This window comes from Acetobacter okinawensis (genome assembly GCF_002153655.1).
Lineage (GTDB): Bacteria > Pseudomonadota > Alphaproteobacteria > Acetobacterales > Acetobacteraceae > Acetobacter > Acetobacter okinawensis_A.
Map to the genome: position 1 here is coordinate 1 of NZ_JOPJ01000017.1, position 20,404 is coordinate 20,404.

A 20,404-nucleotide genomic window follows, 5' to 3' on the forward strand; every position below is an offset into this window, starting at 1 on the left:
GGACGGCCCCAATGGCCCCTGCCTGCATGTGCGCGGCGCATGGACCGTACACAACGGCGGGGTCATGCCCTTTGGCGCGGCGGACATGCCGCCAGCCCCCCACGCCACCAGCCTGAGCGTGGATACGGCAGGGATTACGGAGTGGGATTCGTCCTTCATTTCCTTTTTGTGGGAGGTCAAACAGGCGGCAGCAGGGGCTGGGCTTGCGTTTGAGCAGGACGGCCTGCCCACGCCCGCCCAGCGCCTGCTGGCACTCCTCCCCCCCAAACCCGCCGCCCCCGCCCGCCACGACAGCCGCAAACAGACCCTGCTGGAAAAAACCGGCGACCTGACCCTGAACGCCCTGACCGAGACAGGGATCGTGACCACGCTGGCGACGGAAACCACGCGCGGGGCCATGCACGCCCTGCACGGCAAAAGCCGGATGCGCACCAAGGACCTGATTACCGACCTGTGGAACGCAGGCCCCAATGCGCTGCTGATCGTGGGTGTGGTCAATTTTCTGATCGGGGCCATTCTGGCGTTTGTGGGGCTGGTGGAACTGCGCCGCTTTGCCGCCGAAATTTATGTGACCAACCTTGTCGGCATTGCCTGCGCGCGTGAGATTTCGGCCATTATGACCGCCATTATCATGGCCGGGCGCACGGGTGGGGCTTATGCTGCGCGCATTTCCACCATGCTGGGGAATGAGGAGATAGACGCGCTCAAGGTCTTTGGCATTCCCATTTCGGGCTATATCCTGCTGCCTGCCATTCTCTCGCTCTCACTCATGATGCCCCTGCTCTACCTGTATGGCACGCTCATTGGCATTTTTGGCGGGTTTGTGGTGAGCATGAGCATGATGGACGTCTCCCCCATGGGGTACTGGATGTCCACCGTAAACGGGGTGGAGCTGCGCGAGTTCGCCTTCGGGTTTGTCAAAGCCTTCTTTTTTGGCAGCTTTATCGCCCTTGCCGCCTGCCGCGTGGGGCTTATGGCCGGGCGCAGTGCCGCCGATGTGGGCATTGCCGCCACCCGTGCGGTGGTTATTGGCATTGTCGGCATTATCGCCATGGACGCCGTGTTCGCCGTTATGGCCAACGCGCTGGGAATCTGAGCAATGCCGCAAAGCGATACCCTTATTTCCGTGCGGGATGTGGAACTGTCCTTTGGTCCCAAGATCATCCAGCAGAACGTGTCGTTCGACCTCAAACGTGGCTCCATTTTTGCGGTCATGGGCGGCTCGGGCTGCGGCAAGAGCACCCTGCTCAAAAGCATGATCGGGCTGCTCCCCCCCACCACCGGGCAGGTACTGGTGGGTGGGGAGGACTACTGGGCGCAGAACGAGCACCGGCGGACCCAGATCAACCACCGCTTTGGCGTTCTGTTCCAGTCCGGTGCGCTGTGGAGCTCCATGACCGTGGGCGAGAACGTGGCCCTGCCGCTGGAAATGTTCACCACCCAGCCGCCTGATGTGGTGCGCAAGCTGGTGGAGGTCAAACTCGGGCTTGTGGGTATGGAGCAGGCGATTGACCTGTACCCGTCCGAAATTTCGGGCGGGATGCGCAAGCGCGCGGGCCTTGCGCGGGCCATAGCCCTTGACCCCGACATTCTGTTTTTTGATGAACCCTCCGCCGGGCTGGACCCCATTACCTCCGCCCGGCTGGACGACCTGATCCTGACCCTGCGTGACGGCCTGGGGGCAACCATTGTAATTGTCAGCCATGAGTTGCCAAGCCTGTTTGCCATTGCTGACGATGGCATTTTTCTGGACGCGCGCACCCACCGGCCCATTGCTCACGGCGCCCCGCGCACCTTGCGCGACACCAGCAGCATTCCCGAAGTCATGGCATTCATGAACCGCTCCTCCACCATCCCCACGACAGACGAGACAAAGGCAGACCGGCATGTCTGAGAGCACAAACCGCAAAACCGTTATCGGGGCCTTCGTGCTGTTGGGCGGCTTTCTGGCTTTATTTATTGTTATGGCCTTTGGGCATATGAGCTTCCTCGCCCCCTCGCGCGAGGCGGTGGTGGTGTTCCAGAACTCCATTACCGGGCTGTCCATTGGCGCTCCGGTCAACTTCCGCGGGGTTAAGGTGGGCACAGTCAAAAGCATTACCCTACGCTTTGACCCCGCCGACCACAAAGCCTACATTCCCGTTGTGCTCACGCTGGAGCCTGACCAGATTCACGTGGTCAAGGACGTACCGGGCGGGGACAAGGTGAGTATTCAGGAACTCATCAGCATTGGCCTGCGCGCGGAGCTGAACCTGCTCAGCTTTGTTACGGGTCAGTCCAACATCGAACTGGACTTTGACCGCGCAGTCCCCCCCGTGCTGCACCCGCGCATTACCGACCTGCCAGAAATTCCCGTGCGCATGTCGGCGGTGGAAAAACTCAAGGACTCGCTGGGGCAGATCCCCATCAAGGAGATCAGCCACCATGCGGATGCGGCTCTGCTCTCCGTCACCCAGCTGAGCGAGAGCCTGAACCGTGACCTGCCGCCCCTGCTGCTGAGTGCAAAACAGACAGCCGACAGCTCGCACGCCACCATAGAAGCCGCAACCGCCGCCATAAAAACCCTACAGGACAAGCTGGACATCACCTTGGGCAAAATGGACCAGTTGATGGAGACGGGGAACACCCAGTTGAACGCGCGCGGCGCGGACCTGCACGCCACACTGGCCTCGGCCACCAAAACGCTGGATGCGTTGCAGAGCATCCTCTCCCCCCGCTCGCTTGACCGCGCCAATCTGGACGCGGCCCTGCGTGACATTGCCGCCACCGCTGCATCGCTGCGTGGCTTTTCCTCCGATATTGAACGCAACCCGCAACTCCTGCTGATGGGACGCCGCCCATGACCTGCGCGCCACGCCGCACCCTGCTGGCCATTATGGCCTGCGCCCCGCTCCTGACCCTTGCCGGGTGCGCCTCGCCCCCGCTGCGGCTGTACACGCTGGGTGTGCCCTCGGACGCCAACGTCAGCGAGCCGCACCTCTCCTCCCGCGCGGCCACCATCGCCATCAGCCGCGTGATCCTGCCCGACTATCTGGACTCGCAGGACATCATCACCCGGCAGGGGGAGGAAATCCTGCGGAGTGCGCGCGCACGCTGGGCCACGCGCCTGTCCATTGGTGTGACTGACCTGCTGACCAACGTGCTGTCCAACAAGCGCCCGTCCGAGCTGATTACCGACCAGCCGCTGGCCGATGTGGCCACCATGCGTATACAGGTCGATATTTCGCGCTTTGATGTGGATACAAACGGCGTAGGCACGCTGGACGCCACATGGGCCGTGCTCCCGCGTGACCCCAACCTGCCGCTTACGCGTGAGCGCGTACACCTTGTGGCGACAGGGAATGTTGGTTCCGCCGCCGATGTGGCGGCACTCATGCGCGGGCTGGTCATCCGTCTGGCCGAGCGGGTGAACACGACCATTCCCGCAGGGCAGTAAGGGGAGCCACAACCCTGATAAGGGAGGCTGCTGCACACCGGGGACTGACCCACATCGGGTTCCTCCCCCCCGGTGATGGAGATACAACCCGTCTCCCATATGCGGGAGTGCAAAAGCATGTGTCTGGCTGTGCAGGAATACCCCGCACCCGAATTGTCTTATGGAAAGATCATCTGGCACAAACCAGATGATCAGCCATCAGAATTCACTCTTAAAATCCGCAAAAGCCTGAAACTCCTGATCCCGCTGTGATACAAGCGGAAACTGATCAGGCCAGTCTATGCCAGCGCTATGCCATAAAATACCATCATCATACTCTGGATTGTAAACAGAGCTGACTGAGTACAACAACTCAGCCTGATCACTCAGAGTATAAAAACCATGAGCGCAACCAGAAGGGACAAAAACCTGCATGCGCGCCTCCCCATTCAGGCGCAAGCAGCAATGCTGCCCATACGTTGGGGACTGACGCCGCAGGTCTAACACCACATCCAGCACCTCGCCCGACAGGCAGGTGACCAGTTTGTCGTGGTCGTGAGGCGGTTTCTGAAAATGCAAGCCGCGCAGGACACCCTTGTGCGAGCTTGTAACATACTGTTCTACAACCGGCCTGTTCATTCCCATCTGGGCAAAACAGTCGGCATGATACAGCTTTGTAAAGCTCCCCCGCTCATCCTTACGCACGATGGGTAGAAGCATAAAAACGCCAGACAGGGCCGTTGGAACCTGATCAAACATTATGACAACAAACCTTTTATGCCATCCTCAAGGTCTACCATGGGGGTCCAGCCGGGCAAAGGAACGCCCCCTTGCCATGGCAACATGATTTCCCCCACACGGTAAGGGCGTCCACCCCACTCAATCATAAGTTTGCAGCCCGTTGCCTGCGCAACCTTCTGCGCCAGATTTTTCAGGCTGATTAAACGGCCAGAGGTAATACTGAACGTACCCGTCACACCATTTTGCAACAAACGGGCCGCCTGTATAAAACCCTCACTCACATCATCCACATGGACCAGATCCAGACATTGTTCGCCGGGCGACATCTCCAGCTTCTGGCCGGACAACGCTGTGCTGATAAGAAGAGACAGGACTTTTCCACGCAGGTCAGACGGACCATAGGTGTCACACAGCGTCAGGGTCGTCGCCTGAAACTGGTAGGCCGTCTGATAAAAACGCAAAATCTGATCAAAAGCCTGCTTTGTCGCTGCGTAAAAAGATGTGGCTTCGTTGGCCAGAGGACCAACATGAACCCATGCCGTGCTGGTATTGATAAACCTGCTACACCCCGCCGCGCGCATGGCCTCCAGCAGCAGAGAGGGGAATTCAATATTGCTCCGTACCAGCGCAGGTATGTCGTCCATATCATGCCGGGCCAAAAAATGTGTGGCCAGATGGAACACAATATCAGGGTTACTCTGTTTGAGCAGATCACATAACGAACCGGAGTGACCATCCCATACCCGTGGTGTCACAGCCGGATCAAGGCGATTGCAGTCAGATGTTGGCCGCACCAGCGCATCAACCTCCCACCCCAGCGCAACAAGCTTGCGCTGCAGGTGGTAGCCAATAAAACCTGTGGCACCTGTCAGGAGAATTTTCATGCCGGTTCGGAACACGCTATGTTGGCTCTGGCAAAAACCGCCCGATCCTTACGCATGAACTGAACTGCGTCTTCGGTCGTCGTGGCTGCGCGCCAGGCGACTGTTGCGTTCAGGGCCTGCTCCAGCAAACCGGATGGGCGCCAACCAACAAGGCGGGCAATCTGCGAGGAGTCCAGATGCAGCAGGCCCGCTTCATGCAGCATGACGGCGGGCGCCCGCACCTCCCACCGTGCGCCATGCCCCCAAGCCTGTGCGAGCATTTTTACAATCTGCTCCACAGACACAATATCTTCCACGCGTGGGCCAACATTCCATGCTCTTGCATATAATGCCCCCTCCTCAAGCATGGCCCGCACAATCATAAGATAGGCGGCAAGCGGCTCTGCCACATGCTGCCATGGCCGCTCGGCAAGGGGGGAGCGTATAATAAGCGTCTCTCCTGCCGAAAAAGCCTTTATGGCATCTGGCAGTAACCGGTCTTCACTCCAGTCCCCCCCCCCGAACACATTACCCGCCCGGGCCGAGGCAACCAGTGGTCCATGAGCATAAGAGTTACGCCATGCATTGGTTACAATTTCTGTGCAGGCTTTACTGGCACTGTATGGGTCATGCCCGCCAAGGGCATCGTTCTCGCGGTAGCCATATGACCATTCACGATTGTCATAGCATTTATCGGACGAGATAATGAGCACGGCCTTAACGCTTGCCTGCTGCCGTGCGGCCTCCAATATGTTTGCCGTTCCCATGACATTGGTGGAAAATGTTTCCAACGGCTGCTGGTAAGAGCGACGCACCAGTGGCTGTGCCGCCAGATGGATCACCACCTCTGGGGCGGAAGACGCCAGAGCACGCTGGACATCTTCCAGATGACGGATATCGCCAATAGTATGACGACAAACCTTGTCCAACTGCGCCAACCCGAACAAATTGGGCTGTGTGTCCGGCGCAAGGGCATAACCGGTGACCTGAGCCCCCAAATCGGCCAGCCATTGCGTCAGCCAGCTCCCTTTAAAGCCCGTATGCCCGGTCACAAAAACCTTGCGCCCGGACCAGAACCGTTTGTCTACGGCAAAACGGCTTACCATATCTTCCATGGTGCCACCTGACGGTTCCACAAATCTTCCAGCAGACGTTTGTCACGCAGGGTATCCATTGGCTGCCAGAAACCAGAATGATGGAAGGCCTCCAGCTGGCCATCTCTGGCAAGATGCTCCATGGGCCCCTTCTCCCACAGCACATCATCTCCCTCGATATAATCAAGCACTGAGGGATCAAGCACAAAAAAACCGCCATTAACCAGATTTTTTGTATTGTCGGTTTTTTCAGAAAATCTTTTTACCGCGTTACCCTCAACTTCCATAAGGCCAAAGCGCCCGGGAGGCACAACACAGGTAACCGTGGCCTTTTTTTTATGTTCTTTGTGAAAATCAATGGATTTGCGGATATCGACATTTCCCACACCATCACCGTAGGTCATGCAAAACGGACCATCCTGTAAAAGATGGCCAACCCGCTTGAGCCGCCCACCCGTTTGGGTGTTCAACCCCGTATCGATCAGCGTAATGCGCCATGGCTCGACATCCCCCCTTTGGTACTCGATTGTACCATTGGAGAGATCAACCACCATGTCGCTCATATGCCTGAAGTAATTGGCATAAAATTCCTTAATAAGGTGCCCTTTATATCCAAGACAGACCACAAAGTCATTCAGGCCATAGGCACTGTATATCTTCATGATATGCCACAGGATCGGACGCCCACCGATCTGAACCATCGGTTTGGGAATGCTGTCGGTTTCTTCACTCAGGCGCGAACCAAACCCACCTGCAAGTATGACTGTTTTCATCGCAATTCCCTACGCGTCACTTCAAGCAAGGCTTCAACCATGTATTCGCGCTCCTGTGCCCCAATACCTGGCCACACGCCAATCCAGAAGCTGTCCTTCATAATTTTATCTGTCCGCTCCAAGGAGCCGGAAACACGATAATCCACTCTTTGAAAAGCAGGTTGTCTGGTCAGATTACCTGCAAACAGCAGGCGGGTTCCAACCTTGCGCTCTTCCAGTCCTTTTGTCACCGCACGGCGGTCCAGACTGACACCATCACGTATGGTCAGCAAAAACCCGAACCAGCTTGGGTCCGAACCGGGCGTTGCCTCTGGCAGAATGTAATAATCCTCCAGACCGGCGGCTTTGATCATCTGTGTTAATGCGGCAAAGTTTTCGCGCCGTTTTTGCACAAAGCCGTCAACCTTACGCAACTGGCTAACACCCAGCGCAGCCTGCATGTCCGTCACTTTCATATTGTAGCCAATATGAGAGTAAATATATTTGTGGTCATACCCGACCGGCAACTCGCCCATTTTCCAGTCGAACCGCTTATGGCAGCTATCGGACACACCGGGGGGGCACCAGCAATCCCGCCCCCAGTCACGAAAAGATTCAACAAGAGTGGCCAAAGATTTACGGTTGGTAAGAACCGCGCCACCTTCGCCCGTGGTAATATGGTGGGCCGGATAAAAAGACAGTGTCGCCAGATCCCCCCATTGCCCCACACCTTTGCCATTAAATGTGCTGCCCAGCGCATCGCAGCAGTCTTCTATCAGGTAAAGGTTATGCGTGCGGCAAAAATCACTGACCACCTGCAGGTTAAACGGGTTGCCCAAGGTATGGGCCACCATAATGGCGCGGGTTTTGGGCGTAAGCGCCGCCTCCAGTAAAGACACATCAATATTGGCTGTTGGCAGGTCCACATCCACAAAAACCGGCACACAGCCATTTTGCACAATGGGCGTGACCGTGGTGGGAAAGCCAGCCGCAACCGTAATCACCTCATCACCGGGCTGGATACGCCGCTCCTGCAACTTCCATGACGTTAAAGATGAAAACGCCAGAAGATTTGAGGCCGACCCGGAAACAGTGAGTCTGGCATGTTTAATACCTGTTTTAAGGGCCAGCTCTTTTTCAAATTCCGTACCATAACGCCCGGTTGTCAGCCACATATCCAAAGAGGCATCGACCAAAGACCGCAAATCGTCAGAGTCCACAACCTTGCCGCTACACGGGATGAATGTCTCCCCCGGAACAAACGCCTTGGTCTGGGTAGAGTCATAATAAGCGGCGGCAACATCCAAAACATCGTCACGAGTATAAACAACCATCAAAACCTCACGCCTGAAAAAAACTGGTTAAATCGCGCGCTCCCCACTCAACCAAGTGGGACAACCCCATAATTCTGCAATTCTTTACCTGTACCGAACAACGCTACGAGTTTTTTTTCATCCAGCGTTGGTGTCAGACCCGCATAATTATTCCCTACTGGGCGCGTATGGTATGCAACCGCACTATCAATGATTGCAATTTTATTTTTAGGGTAACCCAGAATAGATGGCCAGACCCAATCCAGCCCCCAGCCACTTTGAGAAAGGTTAAAGCTCGGCAGGCACTCTCGCAGTGCTTCGCGTGAAAACACGGGGGTCATGACCTCCACAAACGATGTGTAGCGCAGAACATTTCCCGCACGCTGCAAAGTCAGGTCATGGGAATATTGTGTGGAGGGCGTGCTTGCTGGCAAAGACGGCTGTGCCAGGTCCAGCTTGTATTGCGCCATAATTGAGAAACAGCGATTGATATCGGCACCAGTCATTGCCAGATCATCATCCGGCATCATCACATAATCATAATGCCAAAAAGGACTCTCATCTCCCAGCAATGCAGCTATCGCTGGCCATTTACGCTCCTTGTTCTGCAAAATGGCGTATTCGCAACCATCAAGCTGCAGAAATTCGCTTTCAGTGCCATAATAGCTGACGCAGAGATCCCACTCCCTTTCCTCCGGAGTAAACCCTTCCAGCCACTGCGGGTGCAAAGAAGACGAACCCGCACGGACAATCACCAGATTGCGCCTTTGCGGCCCTTTGCTGCGCACAGATGGAAAAACCGGAGCAGGAAGGGGAAAATCCTTTACAGGCACAAGGGTTTCCGCCCCACCCTCACTTTTATAAACGCCAGACTGAAGGCAGAACTTCATCAATGGCGCATTTTTTGCATCCTTAAAGAGCAGATGCTGCCCCTGCCGGCTCCATGAGCACCCGCTCACCTTTTCTGGCAAACCGCCAAGCCGCCCGTCTGGCAACAGACCGATACGGGGCACCACCACCTGCCCGTCCCCATTGACGCATCGCCATAAGGGGTGGGTCAGCAGCGCCTCTTCATCCAACGTCTTTTCTTCCGGCAAAAGCGTTGCAGGCTGCTGGGCAGGTGGTGTGTCCTGCGTCTGCACGGAACTGTTTTGCGCATCATGCAATGACACGACAAGAGGCGGAAAGCAGACATAGGCTTTCATCTGCCCGTAATAATCTGCCATCATGTCATCAATACCAGTATTGATTTTCTGGTGACTTAAACCGGGATAAACAACAGACATGGGCCGAAGCGGCACAACATGCTCAAGCAGCCGCTTTGCTCCACGGGGAGAAATGGAATAGCACATTGTGCCATGGCACCTCAGGAGCGATTCAAGTCTGGGTTGCACTCTGCTGCGGCGGAATTCTTCCAGATGTGCCAGAACCAGATCATGGTACATCGTTCCGGTAAACGGCGTTACACCCGGGATAAGCTGGAATGTGACATACGCGTCCGTATTGAAGCCCCAATGAACAAGCTCCCAGTCCTGCGGCAAACGGGCAAGCAGCTTTTCCTGCTCCTGACGGAAGTCATCGCGCAAAATGGCATCATCTTCCGCAATTGTCGCGGCCTCCTGACGCTGCACAACATCCATCCACAAAGACATATGCGACAATGCACACCCGACAGCCCCATCCGTGTATGGCAGACCTGCCTGCATTAACCCCTGATGAATGACCGCCTCTTTATCGACTGCCTTACCATCGACTGCCATACGCGCCGCAAAATACCCGCACTCTGGGTTGTTCTGGCGGAATGTCGCCAAGCGTTCCGGACTTCTGGCTAGGTTAAGCACATGGTAACGCACCGTACACCACTCCAAATCAATTGACCTGACGGGACTATCCCACCTTAAAATAAGACTGGGGCAGAAACTATCATGGAATAGCCAACCACGCAGCATTGAGTAGGTGCGCGCCAGCGGTTAAACTGGTAAGAGACATGATTGATTAACCATTCCGGAGCCCACCAGACATGAGCGAGACTGTAACCGGCGCACAAGAAGCAGATGCTGCCGCAGCAGTTCCCAGAGCAGACGCCCCCAAGTCCAAGCGGAAACTGATGATGGCGGGTGCTGCCGGTCTTGTTCTCCTTATTGGTGGTGGCGTGTTCTGGGAAAAGGATAAAATCTTTACCTCCAAGCTCAAGCAGAACGTGGGCAGCAAGGCCGCAGCCGCCATGCATCCGCCTATTCTGCTGGGTATTCCGCCCATGGTCTCCAACCTCGATACGTCAGGCGGGCACCCTGTTTACGTCAAGCTGACCGCCAAGGTGGAAATCAACGGCGTGCCGAACGAGGCCGCACTGCAGGACCGGATTGCCGAAATTCAGGACGTGTTCCAGACCTACCTGCACGAAACCCGGCCGCAGGACATCCGTGGGAACGGTATTTACCGGCTGCGCGAATCCATTCTGCGCCGCCTGCGCGCCCAGCTTGCCCCCTTGCAGGTGACAAACCTGTATCTTGTTGAATTCCTTGTCCAGTAAAGCGCTCCTGCTTCTGACACCCGCGTAAACAGCCCCCTTTCAGGAACCGTAGCGACAAACCACATGCAGGATGTAGACGACACAGCAGCAGGCCCGGGACCCCACGAACCCGAGGCAGACGCAGCACCCGATACCCCGCATACGGAAGAGGGGCACGACGCCGGGCAGCCCCCCACGCCGCAGGATGAGGCCGCGCACACTGAGCCTGCGCACGAAGACCACCCCGCCGCCGCACCGGAAAATGACGGGACCGAACACCCCGCCACACCCCCCGATGAGCACGCGGCAGACACCGGGCAGGGCGCACAGGAGGCCACGCCGGAGGAAGACCCGTTTGGCAGCCATCTGCTGGACCAGTCCGAAATTGACAACCTGCTGGGCCACACCTTTGGCGGGTTTGACGAGCCGGAAGAAACCGGCATGGAACGCGTTATCAAGGCCGGGTTTGTGGCCTACGAACGCCTGCCCATGCTGGAAATTGTTTTTGACCGGCTTGTGCGCATCCTGTCCGCCACCTTGCGTAACTTCACCAACGACAACGTTGAAATTACCATAGAAGGCATCCGCTCCCTGCGCTTTGGCGACTACATGGGGGCTGTGCCGTCCTCCTCCATGTTTGCGGTGTTCAAAGCTGTTCAGTGGGACAACTACGGGCTGGTCGTTGTGGACTCGGCCATGTCCTACTCCATTATCGACATTCTTATGGGTGGTCCGCGCGGGGTTGGGCACGCGGGGGTGGAAACACGCCCCCACACCGCCATTGAACGCGCGCTGATTGAAAAACTGATCACCCTGACCCTGAACGACCTGTCGGTCGCCTTCAACCCCGTGTGCAATGTGGACCTTGCGTTTGAGCGGCTCGAAGTCAGCTCCCGCTTTGCCGCCATTGCCCGCGCCTCCAACGCCATTGTGCTGGCCAAACTCCATATTGATATGGAAGACCGCACCGGCAACATGGACCTGATTATCCCCTACGCTACGCTGGAGCCGGTGCGTGACCAGCTCTCCCAGCAGTTCATGGGGGAAAAGTTCGGCCGCGACTCGATCTGGGAAGACCATCTGTTTTCCGAAATTCTGGAAACGGACGCGCAGGTCTCCGCCGTGTTTGACGAGAAGATCGTCCCGCTCTCCGAGGTGCTCAACCTCAAGATCGGCTCGCTCATGACCTTCCCGCACAAGCAGGGCGCGCCCTTCCCCATTCGTCTGCAATGCGGGCAGACCCCGCTGTTTGATGGCCGGCTGGGCAAGCTGGGCAACAAAAACGCGGTTAAAATCCAGCGCAGGCTTGTCCCGCCGGAAGAACACCACCTGCCGCCCCCGCTTGGCGTGCCGCCACAGCCCCCTCATCCGCAGCCACCCGCCGCAACCGCAACACAGGACCAGACTGTAGGGTCACCTGAATGATGTTCACACAGATCCAGATGATCATAGAGATCATCCTCTCCGTCTTTTTGTTCCTTGGCATTATTTACAGCTTTTACCTCGGGCGAGTGCTGGGTGGCCTCAAACGCGACCGGGCCAGCCTGCTCGAACTGGTGGAAAAGCTGGAAAGCAGCGTCAATCAGGCAGAAGAGGGCGTGGACAAGCTGCGCGTGGCAGGCGAGGTCAGCGGTCGCCCGCTCAGCCGCATGATCGAACAGGCCAAGGTGACCGGCACCGAGCTGGATGACATGGCCACCAAGGCCGATTCGGTTGCAGACCGGCTAGACTCGGTGCTCACGCAGGTTCCCTCGCAGGAGCGGCGGATGGAAAGCCTGATCACACAGGCCGAATCCGCCCGCCTGTCCATTGAGGAAACGCTGGAAAAACTGGAGCAGGCCAGCCAGAGCGCACAGCATACGGCCCAGCAGCTTGTGCAATCCGCGCTGGAAAGTGCAACGGCGGCCAGCAGCGCCGCAGCCCTTGCCGCCACACAGCCCACACAGCCGCAGGACACCCCAGCCCCAACCCGCTTTGCCGACACGCTGGACATGCCCATGCCCGCAACCCTGACCAAGGAGCGGCCCTACCTGCGTGCGCTGGAAAAAGCACAGGACACCACCCAAGACCGCGCAAGTGCTTAACGGTTAAACCCGATTATTAACCGTATTGGCCGGAGTTCTGTTGGATTCTAGCCCCGACCTCCCCCTTGTGGGGAGGTTTTTTTATGCCCGCCAGAAAAAAAACAAATCGCAAAAATCAGCAGAAAACTGCCAGTTTTTTGCTCATAATCCTTATTGTGAAGGCCATATTCCCAGACGTGAGGGAACTTTTTTGCCCGACCATCAAAAAAAAATGATCGCGTTAACCTTCTCTTAGCCGTTCGGGAGTTTATTCAGCTTTGCAACACGGGCGAATGCCCACCGAACTGGAGATCACAACGTGAGCCTTTCGATTAACACCAACACCTCTGCAATGGTTGCTCTGGAAACCCTGAACGCAACCCAGACGCAGCTGAGCGCCACCGAAAACGCCGTTTCCACCGGCAAAAAAGTCGCCAACGCTTCTGACAGCCCGGCAGCTTTCGGCATTGCTTCGCAGATGAACGGCAACATTGCCGGTCAGGGTGCAGTGAACGACGGCCTGTCCTTCGCTTCCACCGTTGTGAGCTCCACCAACAGCGCTGCCAACCAGATCCTGTCCGTTCTGGCTGAAGTTCAGGCTGCTGTGACCACCATCGGCAGCAACGAAGGTAGCAACACCTCCCTCGCTCAGATCAACACCGAAATCACGGGTTACCTGAAGCAGATCGACACCATTGCAACCAACGCCACCACCAACGGCGTGAACCTGCTGGTCAGCTCCGCAAGCGCATCTGCAACGGGTTCCTTCAACGGCATCACCGCTGCCAGCGTTGTTTACGTGACCGGCCTGCAGGGCAGCACGGCTACCATCAACAACCTGTTCAGCATCATCAACGGTGTCAGCAGCGTTACCGCAACCGGCTCCACCGCCTCCCTGACCGAAGCTCTGGGCCTGTCCACCAGCGTTGACGCCAATGGCCTTGCTTCTTCCAACGGCTTCCTGACCTCCGCTGGCAGCACGCAGTCTTCCTGGGGTGGTGGTTCGGGTGCATTCGACCTGACCAAAGCTATCGCTGCTGTTCAGAAAGCCATCACGGCTATGACGAACGTGACCTCTGAACTGGGTCAGAACACCAAGAACATCGCCAACATGACCACGTTCGGCCAGACGGTTGCTGACAACCTGACCACCGGCGTTGGCTCCCTGACCGATGCTGACATGTCCGCAGAAAGCGCAAAGCTGACCTCCCTGCAGACCAAGCAGTCCCTGGCTATCAAGTCCCTCTCGATCGCCAACGGTCAGTCCCAGAACATCCTGTCCCTGTTCCAGTAATATTACTGATACAGTCGACGAAAAATGCCCTCGGCGAAAGCCGGGGGTATTTTTTTGCCTGACAGGCTACACCCGCAGCCCCACCGGGCTGGTGCTCAGGTCATGGCAACAAGGACCGCACTTTGCGGCACGAGCCAGACAGGGCTCACAATCCCCCCAAAAAAAACGCATAAGACCACCCTACTGCCCCAGCAGGCAGAAGATGTGCGTCACCGATAGAGTGGATTATTCGCTCAGCCCCCAACACGCCCACATGCGCGTGCAAAACAACGCAGGGCAAAGCAGCAGCCAGACAAGGGACCGGAGAATACGCCAGACATCTGGCAGGGCCAGACACAGCGCCCAAAACACCACGCTGGCCACATACCCAAAAGCACCCGCCCCGTGTTACGGAGCGGCCAGCACCCGGGCCCTGCTTTTGAGCATGGCATAAAATGCCGCAAAGATTTTGTGCATCTGCGGTAATTTATAGGGGAAAACAGCCGTATCATCACAGGCATGGATAATCAGGGCGTTGGAGAGTTCAAACACCAACAGCTTGCCATCTGTGGTTTCGGCACAGTCAAAGCCAAAATAATCCAGCTTTACGGCGTCATAAATACCGCTCAGGGCAGCGGCGTGGCGCTGGCCAAACTCCTGATCAAAATGGAGCATGGCGTGGGCTTCCTCCTCCCGGCGGGAGGCGAATTCCTTCATTTCCTTATAGGGGTAGTGCACCATCCAATGTGCGGAAATACCCATATGCGCCAGATAGGGCTGCCCTTCTACCAGCACCACGCGGTACTTGCGGTAAAGCTGGTCGCCCGATGCGTAGTTGATAAAATTGGCAACAAAGAACAGCTCTGCCCCAACATCGGCCAGATAGGTGTTGAGGTCCGCAGGTCTGTCTATTTTGCGCAGGCCAATCCCGCCGTGCAGGCCCAGTGGGCGCACAATAATCGGATAGGCCAGATTAAGCCCCAACGTCTCCAGCGCTACCTGCTCCGCACCAAGCTGCTGCAATATGGTGCGCTCCAGCCGGTAGGTCTGGGCCATGTACAGGCCCGGCACCGTGTGCAGCAGGTCATAAGCTGCGGAGCGGGAGAGTTGGGGAATATACTGCGGCCTGTTCAGCACCGGCACCGGGCTATGGGCCAGTGCTTTTGCAAGATCGGCCAGTACGGCGTTGTGGGTATCGGCCTCGCCCACGGCTACAAAAATCAGGTCATACGGGGGGAGTTCCTGCGGCCATGCAAGGCCCGCGCCAACATACACCACGTCCATATGCACGGGTGCGTTTTCCAGAATACACTCAATGGGGGTGTTGGCGGTCAGGTCTCCGGGGGTTTTCACCACCAGCAGCCGCAGGGCGTCCTTGCCAGCGCGGGCAAGGTTAAAGGTCTGTTGCAGCCCTAGGGCGGCAGATAAAAAAGCTTCGGCCTGTTCGTTTTCAAACGTCAACTGCATGATCAGCGCCAGATCAAGCAGGGTTTGCGCATCGGGTTGCTGCGCGGCTTTGTTAAGCAGTTCTGCCCGATAATGCGTAATATCCTGCCCCTGCAACGCCTGCCGCAGGAGGGGGGATAAACCAAAAGAGTTCATGTTTTTACTCGGCTATGGCCGGGTCAACCCCAATACAAAGCACCATGCGCCAGCGCCATGCACAGCACTGGATGGGACACTCCAGTATTCTGCTGGCCGCGGGCTTTATTTCATCAAATTGATGGTGCGGGTCAGCATGGAGCGGGTGATCTGCATGGTGTTCAGATTCGCTTCGTACGAATGCTGGGCGTCATGCGTGTCCATAATTTCGACCATGGTGTTCACGTTCGGCACCTTCACATAGCCCTTGGCATCCGCCGCAGGGTGGGAGGGATCGTAGCGCGTCTCAAACGGTGTGTGGTCCTGCCCGACGGACTTGACCTTCACACTCGACGCCCCCGTGGCCTGGTCCAGCGTGGTCTGGAAGGTAATGGTCTTGCGGCGGTAGGGGTCTGCACCGGGGGTGGAGCCGGTTGTGTCCTTGTTGGCAAGGTTCTCGGCCGATACGCGCAGGCGCTCGGCCTGTGTGCGCATGCCATCGGCGGAAATGCCAATTGTGTTTGTAAAATCCATCTGCTGCTTCCGTCCTTACGAACTGGTGCCAAGCGCGGTGGAGAACAGGCCCATGTAGCGGGTGTAAACCGTGGTGGCAAAACGCTGCTGGTCGTTGGTATCGGCTATTTTGCCCAGCTCATCTTCCAGCCGGACTTCGTTGCCATCTATGGAGCTGGTGCCGCCCGTGGTTTTGCGCGCCCGTGCGGTATCACCCGGCCCGGCCATATGCCCCGGCTCGGTCTGGACCATGGCCATGGTCATCTGGTCCTGCAACACACCTGAAAACGGTGAGACATCCTTGGAGACGTAACCCGGCGTGTTGGCGTTGGCCACGTTGCCAGCCAGAACGGACTGGCGGGCCTCCAGCCATTGCAGGCGGCGCTCGGCCAATGCAAACAGGTCCGTCCCGCTATGGGTCAGCGCGGTCTGGGATGACAGTGCCTCCAGCATAAAATGCCAGCTCCCTTTGTGTGCTATGCAGTGCCGTGGCGGGTGCTACGTGGCCCCCATGCTCATGGCAGGTGGTCCATAATAACCTCCCTTGCCCCTGATAGCCACAGATTTATTCCCCCCAACACAGCCACCCCGCCCGCCACAGCGCACAACACCCCCGATGACAGACGCCCCGCACGGCGCTATGGCAAGGCAGGAAGGGGCCGTACACCCCGTGGCCATAGCGAGCGGACCATGCGCACCATCAGGCTGAATGAGACAACCCTGCAAACCGCAGCCACCCTTGCCATGCTGCTCTGGAGCCTGCTGGCCCGCACAACACCCGCAGCCCTTGCCGGGGTCTGTGTGGCTTTGTGGTTCCCCGCCTCCATCCGCGTTTATGCAGTAGCGCTGCAATGGTTGCCCGTGGCCTGCGGCATGCGCCCCCACACACAGGACCGCACAACGCAGCAAAATGAGCTGGTTGCCGGTTGCCTGCTGGTGGCAGCCTGCACCCTTGCCCTGCTGATAACCACCTCCCCCCTGCCTGCTCTGGCCGATGCGGTGGCCCTGAACCTTGCCAACCTGCTGGTCCAGTTTGAACGGCGCGAGGGCTGGCTCCCCAATGCCCTGCTCATGCCGCTGCTGTTATGCGGGCTGCTGGCCGGTGTGGTGCTGGACCATGCAGGCAGCGCCATTGCGGGAGCCTGTGTGGGCTGGGTGCTCGGTGGGCTGGGGCTGTTTGGCCTGTCCGTGCGCCTGCGCGGCAATTTTTTGTCCGGCGCGGATATGCTGCTGCTCTGCGCATGTGGGGCATGGGTGGGGCTGGGTGGGTTGTGGGCGTTTATGCTGTTTGCAGGCTGTGCGCTGCTGGGCGTGCGCGCGGTGCGGGGGCAGTTCCGCACCCCGTTTGTGCAGGCGGCCCCCCTTGCCAGTGCGCGCCCTGTCTGGCGCTACCCAACGACCCTGCCCGCAGCCCTTGGCCTGCTGCTGGTATTTTTGCTGGCCAGCAACCCCGCCCTGCCACACTGGGCGCGGCTGCTACTGGGGGGCTGACCCCCAGACCCGCACCTTATGGGCGGGCGGGTGTTGTGGCCGCCGGGGCCGGAGTGGCGCCGGGCTTGGCGGGGGCTACCTGTTTGGGCGCACCCACCTGCGTTAGCAGGCGGAACACGCGCCCGCTCTCCCCATCCATGGTGCGGTCGCCCACAAGCTGGGCCAGCCATGCCAGTGTCTGCGCATCCGACGCCTGAGAGGCATCGGAGGCCAGACGCAGCGCGAGTGTCTGCTGGGTGGCGTTGAGTGGCCCGTGGGGGGGAATATCCGCCTCGGCCATTTTGCGCACGCTGGCCACGGCGGCGGGCCATTCGCCCCGGCTTTCGTGGATGCGGGCGGTCATGTCCAGCGAGTCGGAAAAACTGTCCCCGTTCAGCAGGCCAAGGGCTGCCGTCTGGTCGCCCCGGGCCAGATTGATCCGGGCCTGAAGGCGGCGGCGGGAGGACTTCATGTCATCGGGCAGGTTGGGGTCGTCTGTGCGTTTGAGCACATCGGTCGCGCCATCAAGGTCCTTGAGCGCAATGTAGGATTCGGCCAGCCCCTGCCCTGCCAGCGCCTTGAGCTCGGGCGAGTCCAGCATGGGCACGGCATCGGAGAACGCCTGCTGCGCCTCATCCGCCAGACCAAGGCCCAGCAGCATTTTGCCGTAAGCCATCAGGATTTCGCCCTTTTTGGTCCCCGGCTGCAAGGCGGACAGATGGGCGCGCAGCATGGCCGCACCGTGCAGAATGGCATCGCGGTCCGTGTCCTTGACCACTTCGGACGCCACGGCGGCAAGGGTCTGGAACAGCATGGGGGACAGCACAGGCTCGGACACCTGCTCGGGCGTGTCCTTGACAAGGTCCAGCGTTGCCAGTGCCTCGGGCCATTTGTGCGCGCGCATGTAGGCATCGGCCTGCAACAGCCGCACCGTGGCCTCCCGCCCGGCCAGACGGGCATCGGGCATAAGACCGCTGAACATCTCGGCTGCTGCAACCGGGGTCAGCTTGCCATCGGACATATCGAGCGAGATTTTCTGCTCCAGCGCCTTTTCCGCCACCACGGGGTCCGGGTCGACCGAAAGGGCGTTAAACGCATCATACGCCTGAGCGCGCTTGCCCGTGCGCAGGTCGCGGAAGGCGCCTGCTAGTGTGTACACCGCCCCCTTGGGCAGCTTGTCCAGCACGCTCAGGTCCTCCGCAGAGCCATAACGGCCAACCTGCTCTGCGGCAAAGGGCAGCAGCACGCTGCGCACACTGTTGGGGTAGTTATCCAGACGGGCAAAATCACGCGCCAGCAGATGCGCCGCCTCGGCCTCATGCCCACCCTTGGAGGCAAGGTAGAGACCGCGCCAGAGCTGTGTGGCCCGCTGCTCGTTATCAGGCCACGGGCCTTCAAGCAGGAACGCGCCATCCATGTTCCCGCTCAGCAGTTCGGAGGCGGCGAGCAGAAAGCTGACCTCCGGCCGCACGGCTTCTTCGGGGTCGTCCTCCAGAGCCACGGTCAGGATACCGCGCGCCTCCAGAAAAGCGCCAACACCAAAGGCCGCACGGGCCTCCTCCAGCCGGGCGGCAAAGCGCTGGGCGGGGTCGGAATCAGCCGCGGCCAGCAAAGCCTTGTGCAGGCGCTGCTCAAGCTGGTCGTCGGGCAGGTTCTGCAAGCCCAGCCAGTCCAGATCAACCGTGTTGGCGTACACCGCCACCTTGCTGTCGGCCAGCGGGCTTACGGCAGAGGTCAGCAACGCCCCCTCCGGTGTGGCGCGCAGCCCCACATCGGGCGAGCTTGCGGCCACCACCACGCCCTCGGTTGTGGGCCACACATCGTACCCATCCCCATGACGGAAGGCGAGAATCCCCCCATCATCCGTGGTGGAGGTGCCCACAAACAGCTTTTTGCCCGAGGCGGGGTCCGCAATGGTCAGCACCCGGCCGGGCTTGCGCATGGGGTAGAGAATACCCCCATCCGCCACAATGGGGTTAATTACCCGCCGGTCGCCATACACGTTACCCGGTGGGGGCTTGTCCCCCAGTATCCAGCCCTCGGCCTGCTGGGAGAGGAAGAACTGGCGCGTATCGGGCAGTTTGACCTGCAACAGCGTGGCACCGGGCAGGGTTGTGACCGTCAGGGTAGAAAAAACGCCATCCCCGCGCAGAGCGCTGGTGTCCATTGGCTCTGCATTGTCCACCACAATCACAAAGCTGTCGCCACTGCGGAAGGCGGCCAGCCCCATGCGGGGGGAGACAGGAATAAGCACACGACTGGTCGAGGACGCAGGCACGCTTACCGGGCCGGAACTATCGCCCGCCAGACGGCCACCTGCACCGGCAGGCTGGCCTGCCTTCTGCCCCGGCCTGCGGCCTTTGGCGGGTGTGGGGTTGGGTGTTGGCGGCGGGGGGGCCAGCGGCACGTCCAGCACTGTGGCCTTCCATGGGGCTGGCAGCCCCTTGAGCAGGTCGGCACCGGCGGCGGCAGGGTCCGTCGGGCTGGTGGGCGCACCGGGTGCAGGCTGTGCAGCCGCCCCCGGAGTAGCCCCCATGGCAGCCCCGGCCGCAGCAGCCGTAGCCACACCCGCAGCGGCTCCAGCCGCCACACCGGCGGCACCTGCGGCCACTGGAGCTTTGGGGGGCAGGCTCAGGGTCGGGCGGTGCGCATGGTTACGCCGCGCCGCATCGGCCACGGTTGTCATGGCGGAGCAGGAGAGAAGCAGGGCAAGGGGGAGAAGGCAGCGTCTCATACAAACGGATCTGCTGAAATACACGTCTGGTTAATCCTGAACGAACAATAGCCCTGCCGTCAGGCGGGGCTCTGCTGCAC

19 protein-coding genes are annotated in these 20,404 nt (G+C 58.9%); 9 read left to right on the forward strand and 10 right to left on the reverse strand.

The window, feature by feature from the left end; all coding sequences use genetic code 11:
• The 4 genes from HK26_RS08490 to HK26_RS08505 all read left to right on the forward strand — a co-directional run.
• Positions 1–1,096 (forward strand): ABC transporter permease (locus HK26_RS08490; RefSeq protein ID WP_143296320.1); only part of this gene is annotated, 1,096 nt, incomplete at its 5' end.
• Positions 1,097–1,099: 3 nt separating this feature from the next.
• Positions 1,100–1,894, forward strand: a complete 795-nt coding sequence (locus tag HK26_RS08495; protein WP_086639391.1) for an ABC transporter ATP-binding protein — start codon at positions 1,100–1,102, stop codon at positions 1,892–1,894.
• Entirely contained in the window at positions 1,887–2,843 is a 957-nt protein-coding gene (locus HK26_RS08500; RefSeq protein ID WP_086639392.1) for an MlaD family protein, read from the forward strand. Before HK26_RS08495 ends, HK26_RS08500 begins: the two co-directional genes overlap by 8 nt.
• Positions 2,840–3,436, forward strand: a complete 597-nt coding sequence (locus tag HK26_RS08505; RefSeq protein WP_257640933.1) for a PqiC family protein — start codon at positions 2,840–2,842, stop codon at positions 3,434–3,436. The genes HK26_RS08500 and HK26_RS08505 overlap by 4 nt, the downstream gene beginning before the upstream one ends.
• 198 nt (positions 3,437–3,634) lie before the next feature.
• Here HK26_RS08505 and rfbC read toward each other — a convergent pair whose 3' ends face one another.
• The 6 genes from rfbC to HK26_RS08535 are packed head-to-tail and all read right to left on the reverse strand — an operon-like array spanning position 3,635 to position 10,127.
• A complete protein-coding gene (gene rfbC / locus HK26_RS08510) occupies positions 3,635–4,174 on the reverse strand; it encodes a dTDP-4-dehydrorhamnose 3,5-epimerase (RefSeq protein ID WP_086639393.1) in 540 nt (179 codons plus the stop codon).
• Entirely contained in the window at positions 4,174–5,040 is an 867-nt protein-coding gene (locus HK26_RS08515) for an NAD-dependent epimerase/dehydratase family protein (protein WP_086639394.1), read from the reverse strand. Before HK26_RS08515 ends, rfbC begins: the two co-directional genes overlap by 1 nt.
• Entirely contained in the window at positions 5,037–6,134 is a 1,098-nt protein-coding gene (gene rfbG / locus HK26_RS08520) for a CDP-glucose 4,6-dehydratase (RefSeq protein ID WP_086639395.1), read from the reverse strand. The genes HK26_RS08515 and rfbG overlap by 4 nt, the downstream gene beginning before the upstream one ends.
• Positions 6,119–6,886 carry a glucose-1-phosphate cytidylyltransferase gene (rfbF, locus tag HK26_RS08525; RefSeq protein WP_086639396.1) on the reverse strand — a complete coding sequence of 256 codons (768 nt, stop codon included), beginning with the start codon at positions 6,884–6,886 and terminating at the stop codon, positions 6,119–6,121. The genes rfbG and rfbF overlap by 16 nt, the downstream gene beginning before the upstream one ends.
• On the reverse strand, positions 6,883–8,199 hold the full coding sequence (rfbH, locus tag HK26_RS08530; protein ID WP_086639397.1) for a lipopolysaccharide biosynthesis protein RfbH: 1,317 nt from the start codon (positions 8,197–8,199) through the stop codon (positions 6,883–6,885). The genes rfbF and rfbH overlap by 4 nt, the downstream gene beginning before the upstream one ends.
• A gap of 47 nt (positions 8,200–8,246) precedes the next feature.
• Positions 8,247–10,127, reverse strand: a complete 1,881-nt coding sequence (locus HK26_RS08535; RefSeq protein ID WP_086639398.1) for a DUF707 domain-containing protein — start codon at positions 10,125–10,127, stop codon at positions 8,247–8,249.
• Positions 10,128–10,198: 71 nt separating this feature from the next.
• Between HK26_RS08535 and HK26_RS08540 the strand changes: the two genes are divergently transcribed.
• The 4 genes from HK26_RS08540 (at position 10,199) to HK26_RS08555 (ending at position 14,047) form a co-directional block, all read left to right on the forward strand.
• Complete coding sequence (locus HK26_RS08540) at positions 10,199–10,711, forward strand: flagellar basal body-associated FliL family protein (protein ID WP_086639399.1); 513 nt, start codon at positions 10,199–10,201, stop codon at positions 10,709–10,711.
• Positions 10,712–10,774: 63 nt separating this feature from the next.
• Entirely contained in the window at positions 10,775–12,115 is a 1,341-nt protein-coding gene (gene fliM, locus HK26_RS08545; protein ID WP_086639400.1) for a flagellar motor switch protein FliM, read from the forward strand.
• Complete coding sequence (locus HK26_RS08550; protein WP_086639401.1) at positions 12,112–12,774, forward strand: DUF6468 domain-containing protein; 663 nt, start codon at positions 12,112–12,114, stop codon at positions 12,772–12,774. Before fliM ends, HK26_RS08550 begins: the two co-directional genes overlap by 4 nt.
• A 298-nt stretch (positions 12,775–13,072) precedes the next feature.
• Positions 13,073–14,047, forward strand: a complete 975-nt coding sequence (locus HK26_RS08555; RefSeq protein WP_086639402.1) for a flagellin — start codon at positions 13,073–13,075, stop codon at positions 14,045–14,047.
• A gap of 387 nt (positions 14,048–14,434) precedes the next feature.
• Here the strand turns inward: HK26_RS08555 and HK26_RS08560 are convergent, their stop codons facing one another.
• The 3 genes from HK26_RS08560 to HK26_RS08570 all read right to left on the reverse strand — a co-directional run bounded on the left by HK26_RS08560 (position 14,435) and on the right by HK26_RS08570 (position 16,573).
• Positions 14,435–15,628 (reverse strand): ATP-grasp domain-containing protein, encoded by a 1,194-nt coding sequence (locus tag HK26_RS08560; RefSeq protein WP_086639403.1) that lies wholly within the window; start codon positions 15,626–15,628, stop codon positions 14,435–14,437.
• Positions 15,629–15,733: 105 nt separating this feature from the next.
• The gene (gene flgC, locus HK26_RS08565; protein WP_086639404.1) at positions 15,734–16,141 is read right to left on the reverse strand and encodes a flagellar basal body rod protein FlgC; all 408 of its coding nucleotides are present in this window, start codon (positions 16,139–16,141) and stop codon (positions 15,734–15,736) included.
• Positions 16,142–16,156: 15 nt separating this feature from the next.
• Complete coding sequence (locus tag HK26_RS08570) at positions 16,157–16,573, reverse strand: flagellar basal body rod protein FlgB (protein WP_086639405.1); 417 nt, start codon at positions 16,571–16,573, stop codon at positions 16,157–16,159.
• A gap of 3 nt (positions 16,574–16,576) precedes the next feature.
• On the opposite strand from HK26_RS08570, the gene HK26_RS08575 reads away from it, so the two are divergent.
• Entirely contained in the window at positions 16,577–17,611 is a 1,035-nt protein-coding gene (locus tag HK26_RS08575; RefSeq protein ID WP_086639406.1) for a hypothetical protein, read from the forward strand.
• A 16-nt stretch (positions 17,612–17,627) separates the two neighbouring features.
• On the opposite strand, the gene HK26_RS08580 is transcribed toward HK26_RS08575, so the two are convergent.
• A complete protein-coding gene (locus tag HK26_RS08580; RefSeq protein ID WP_180539454.1) occupies positions 17,628–20,324 on the reverse strand; it encodes a tetratricopeptide repeat protein in 2,697 nt (898 codons plus the stop codon).
• Between the last annotated feature and the right edge of the window lie 80 nt (positions 20,325–20,404).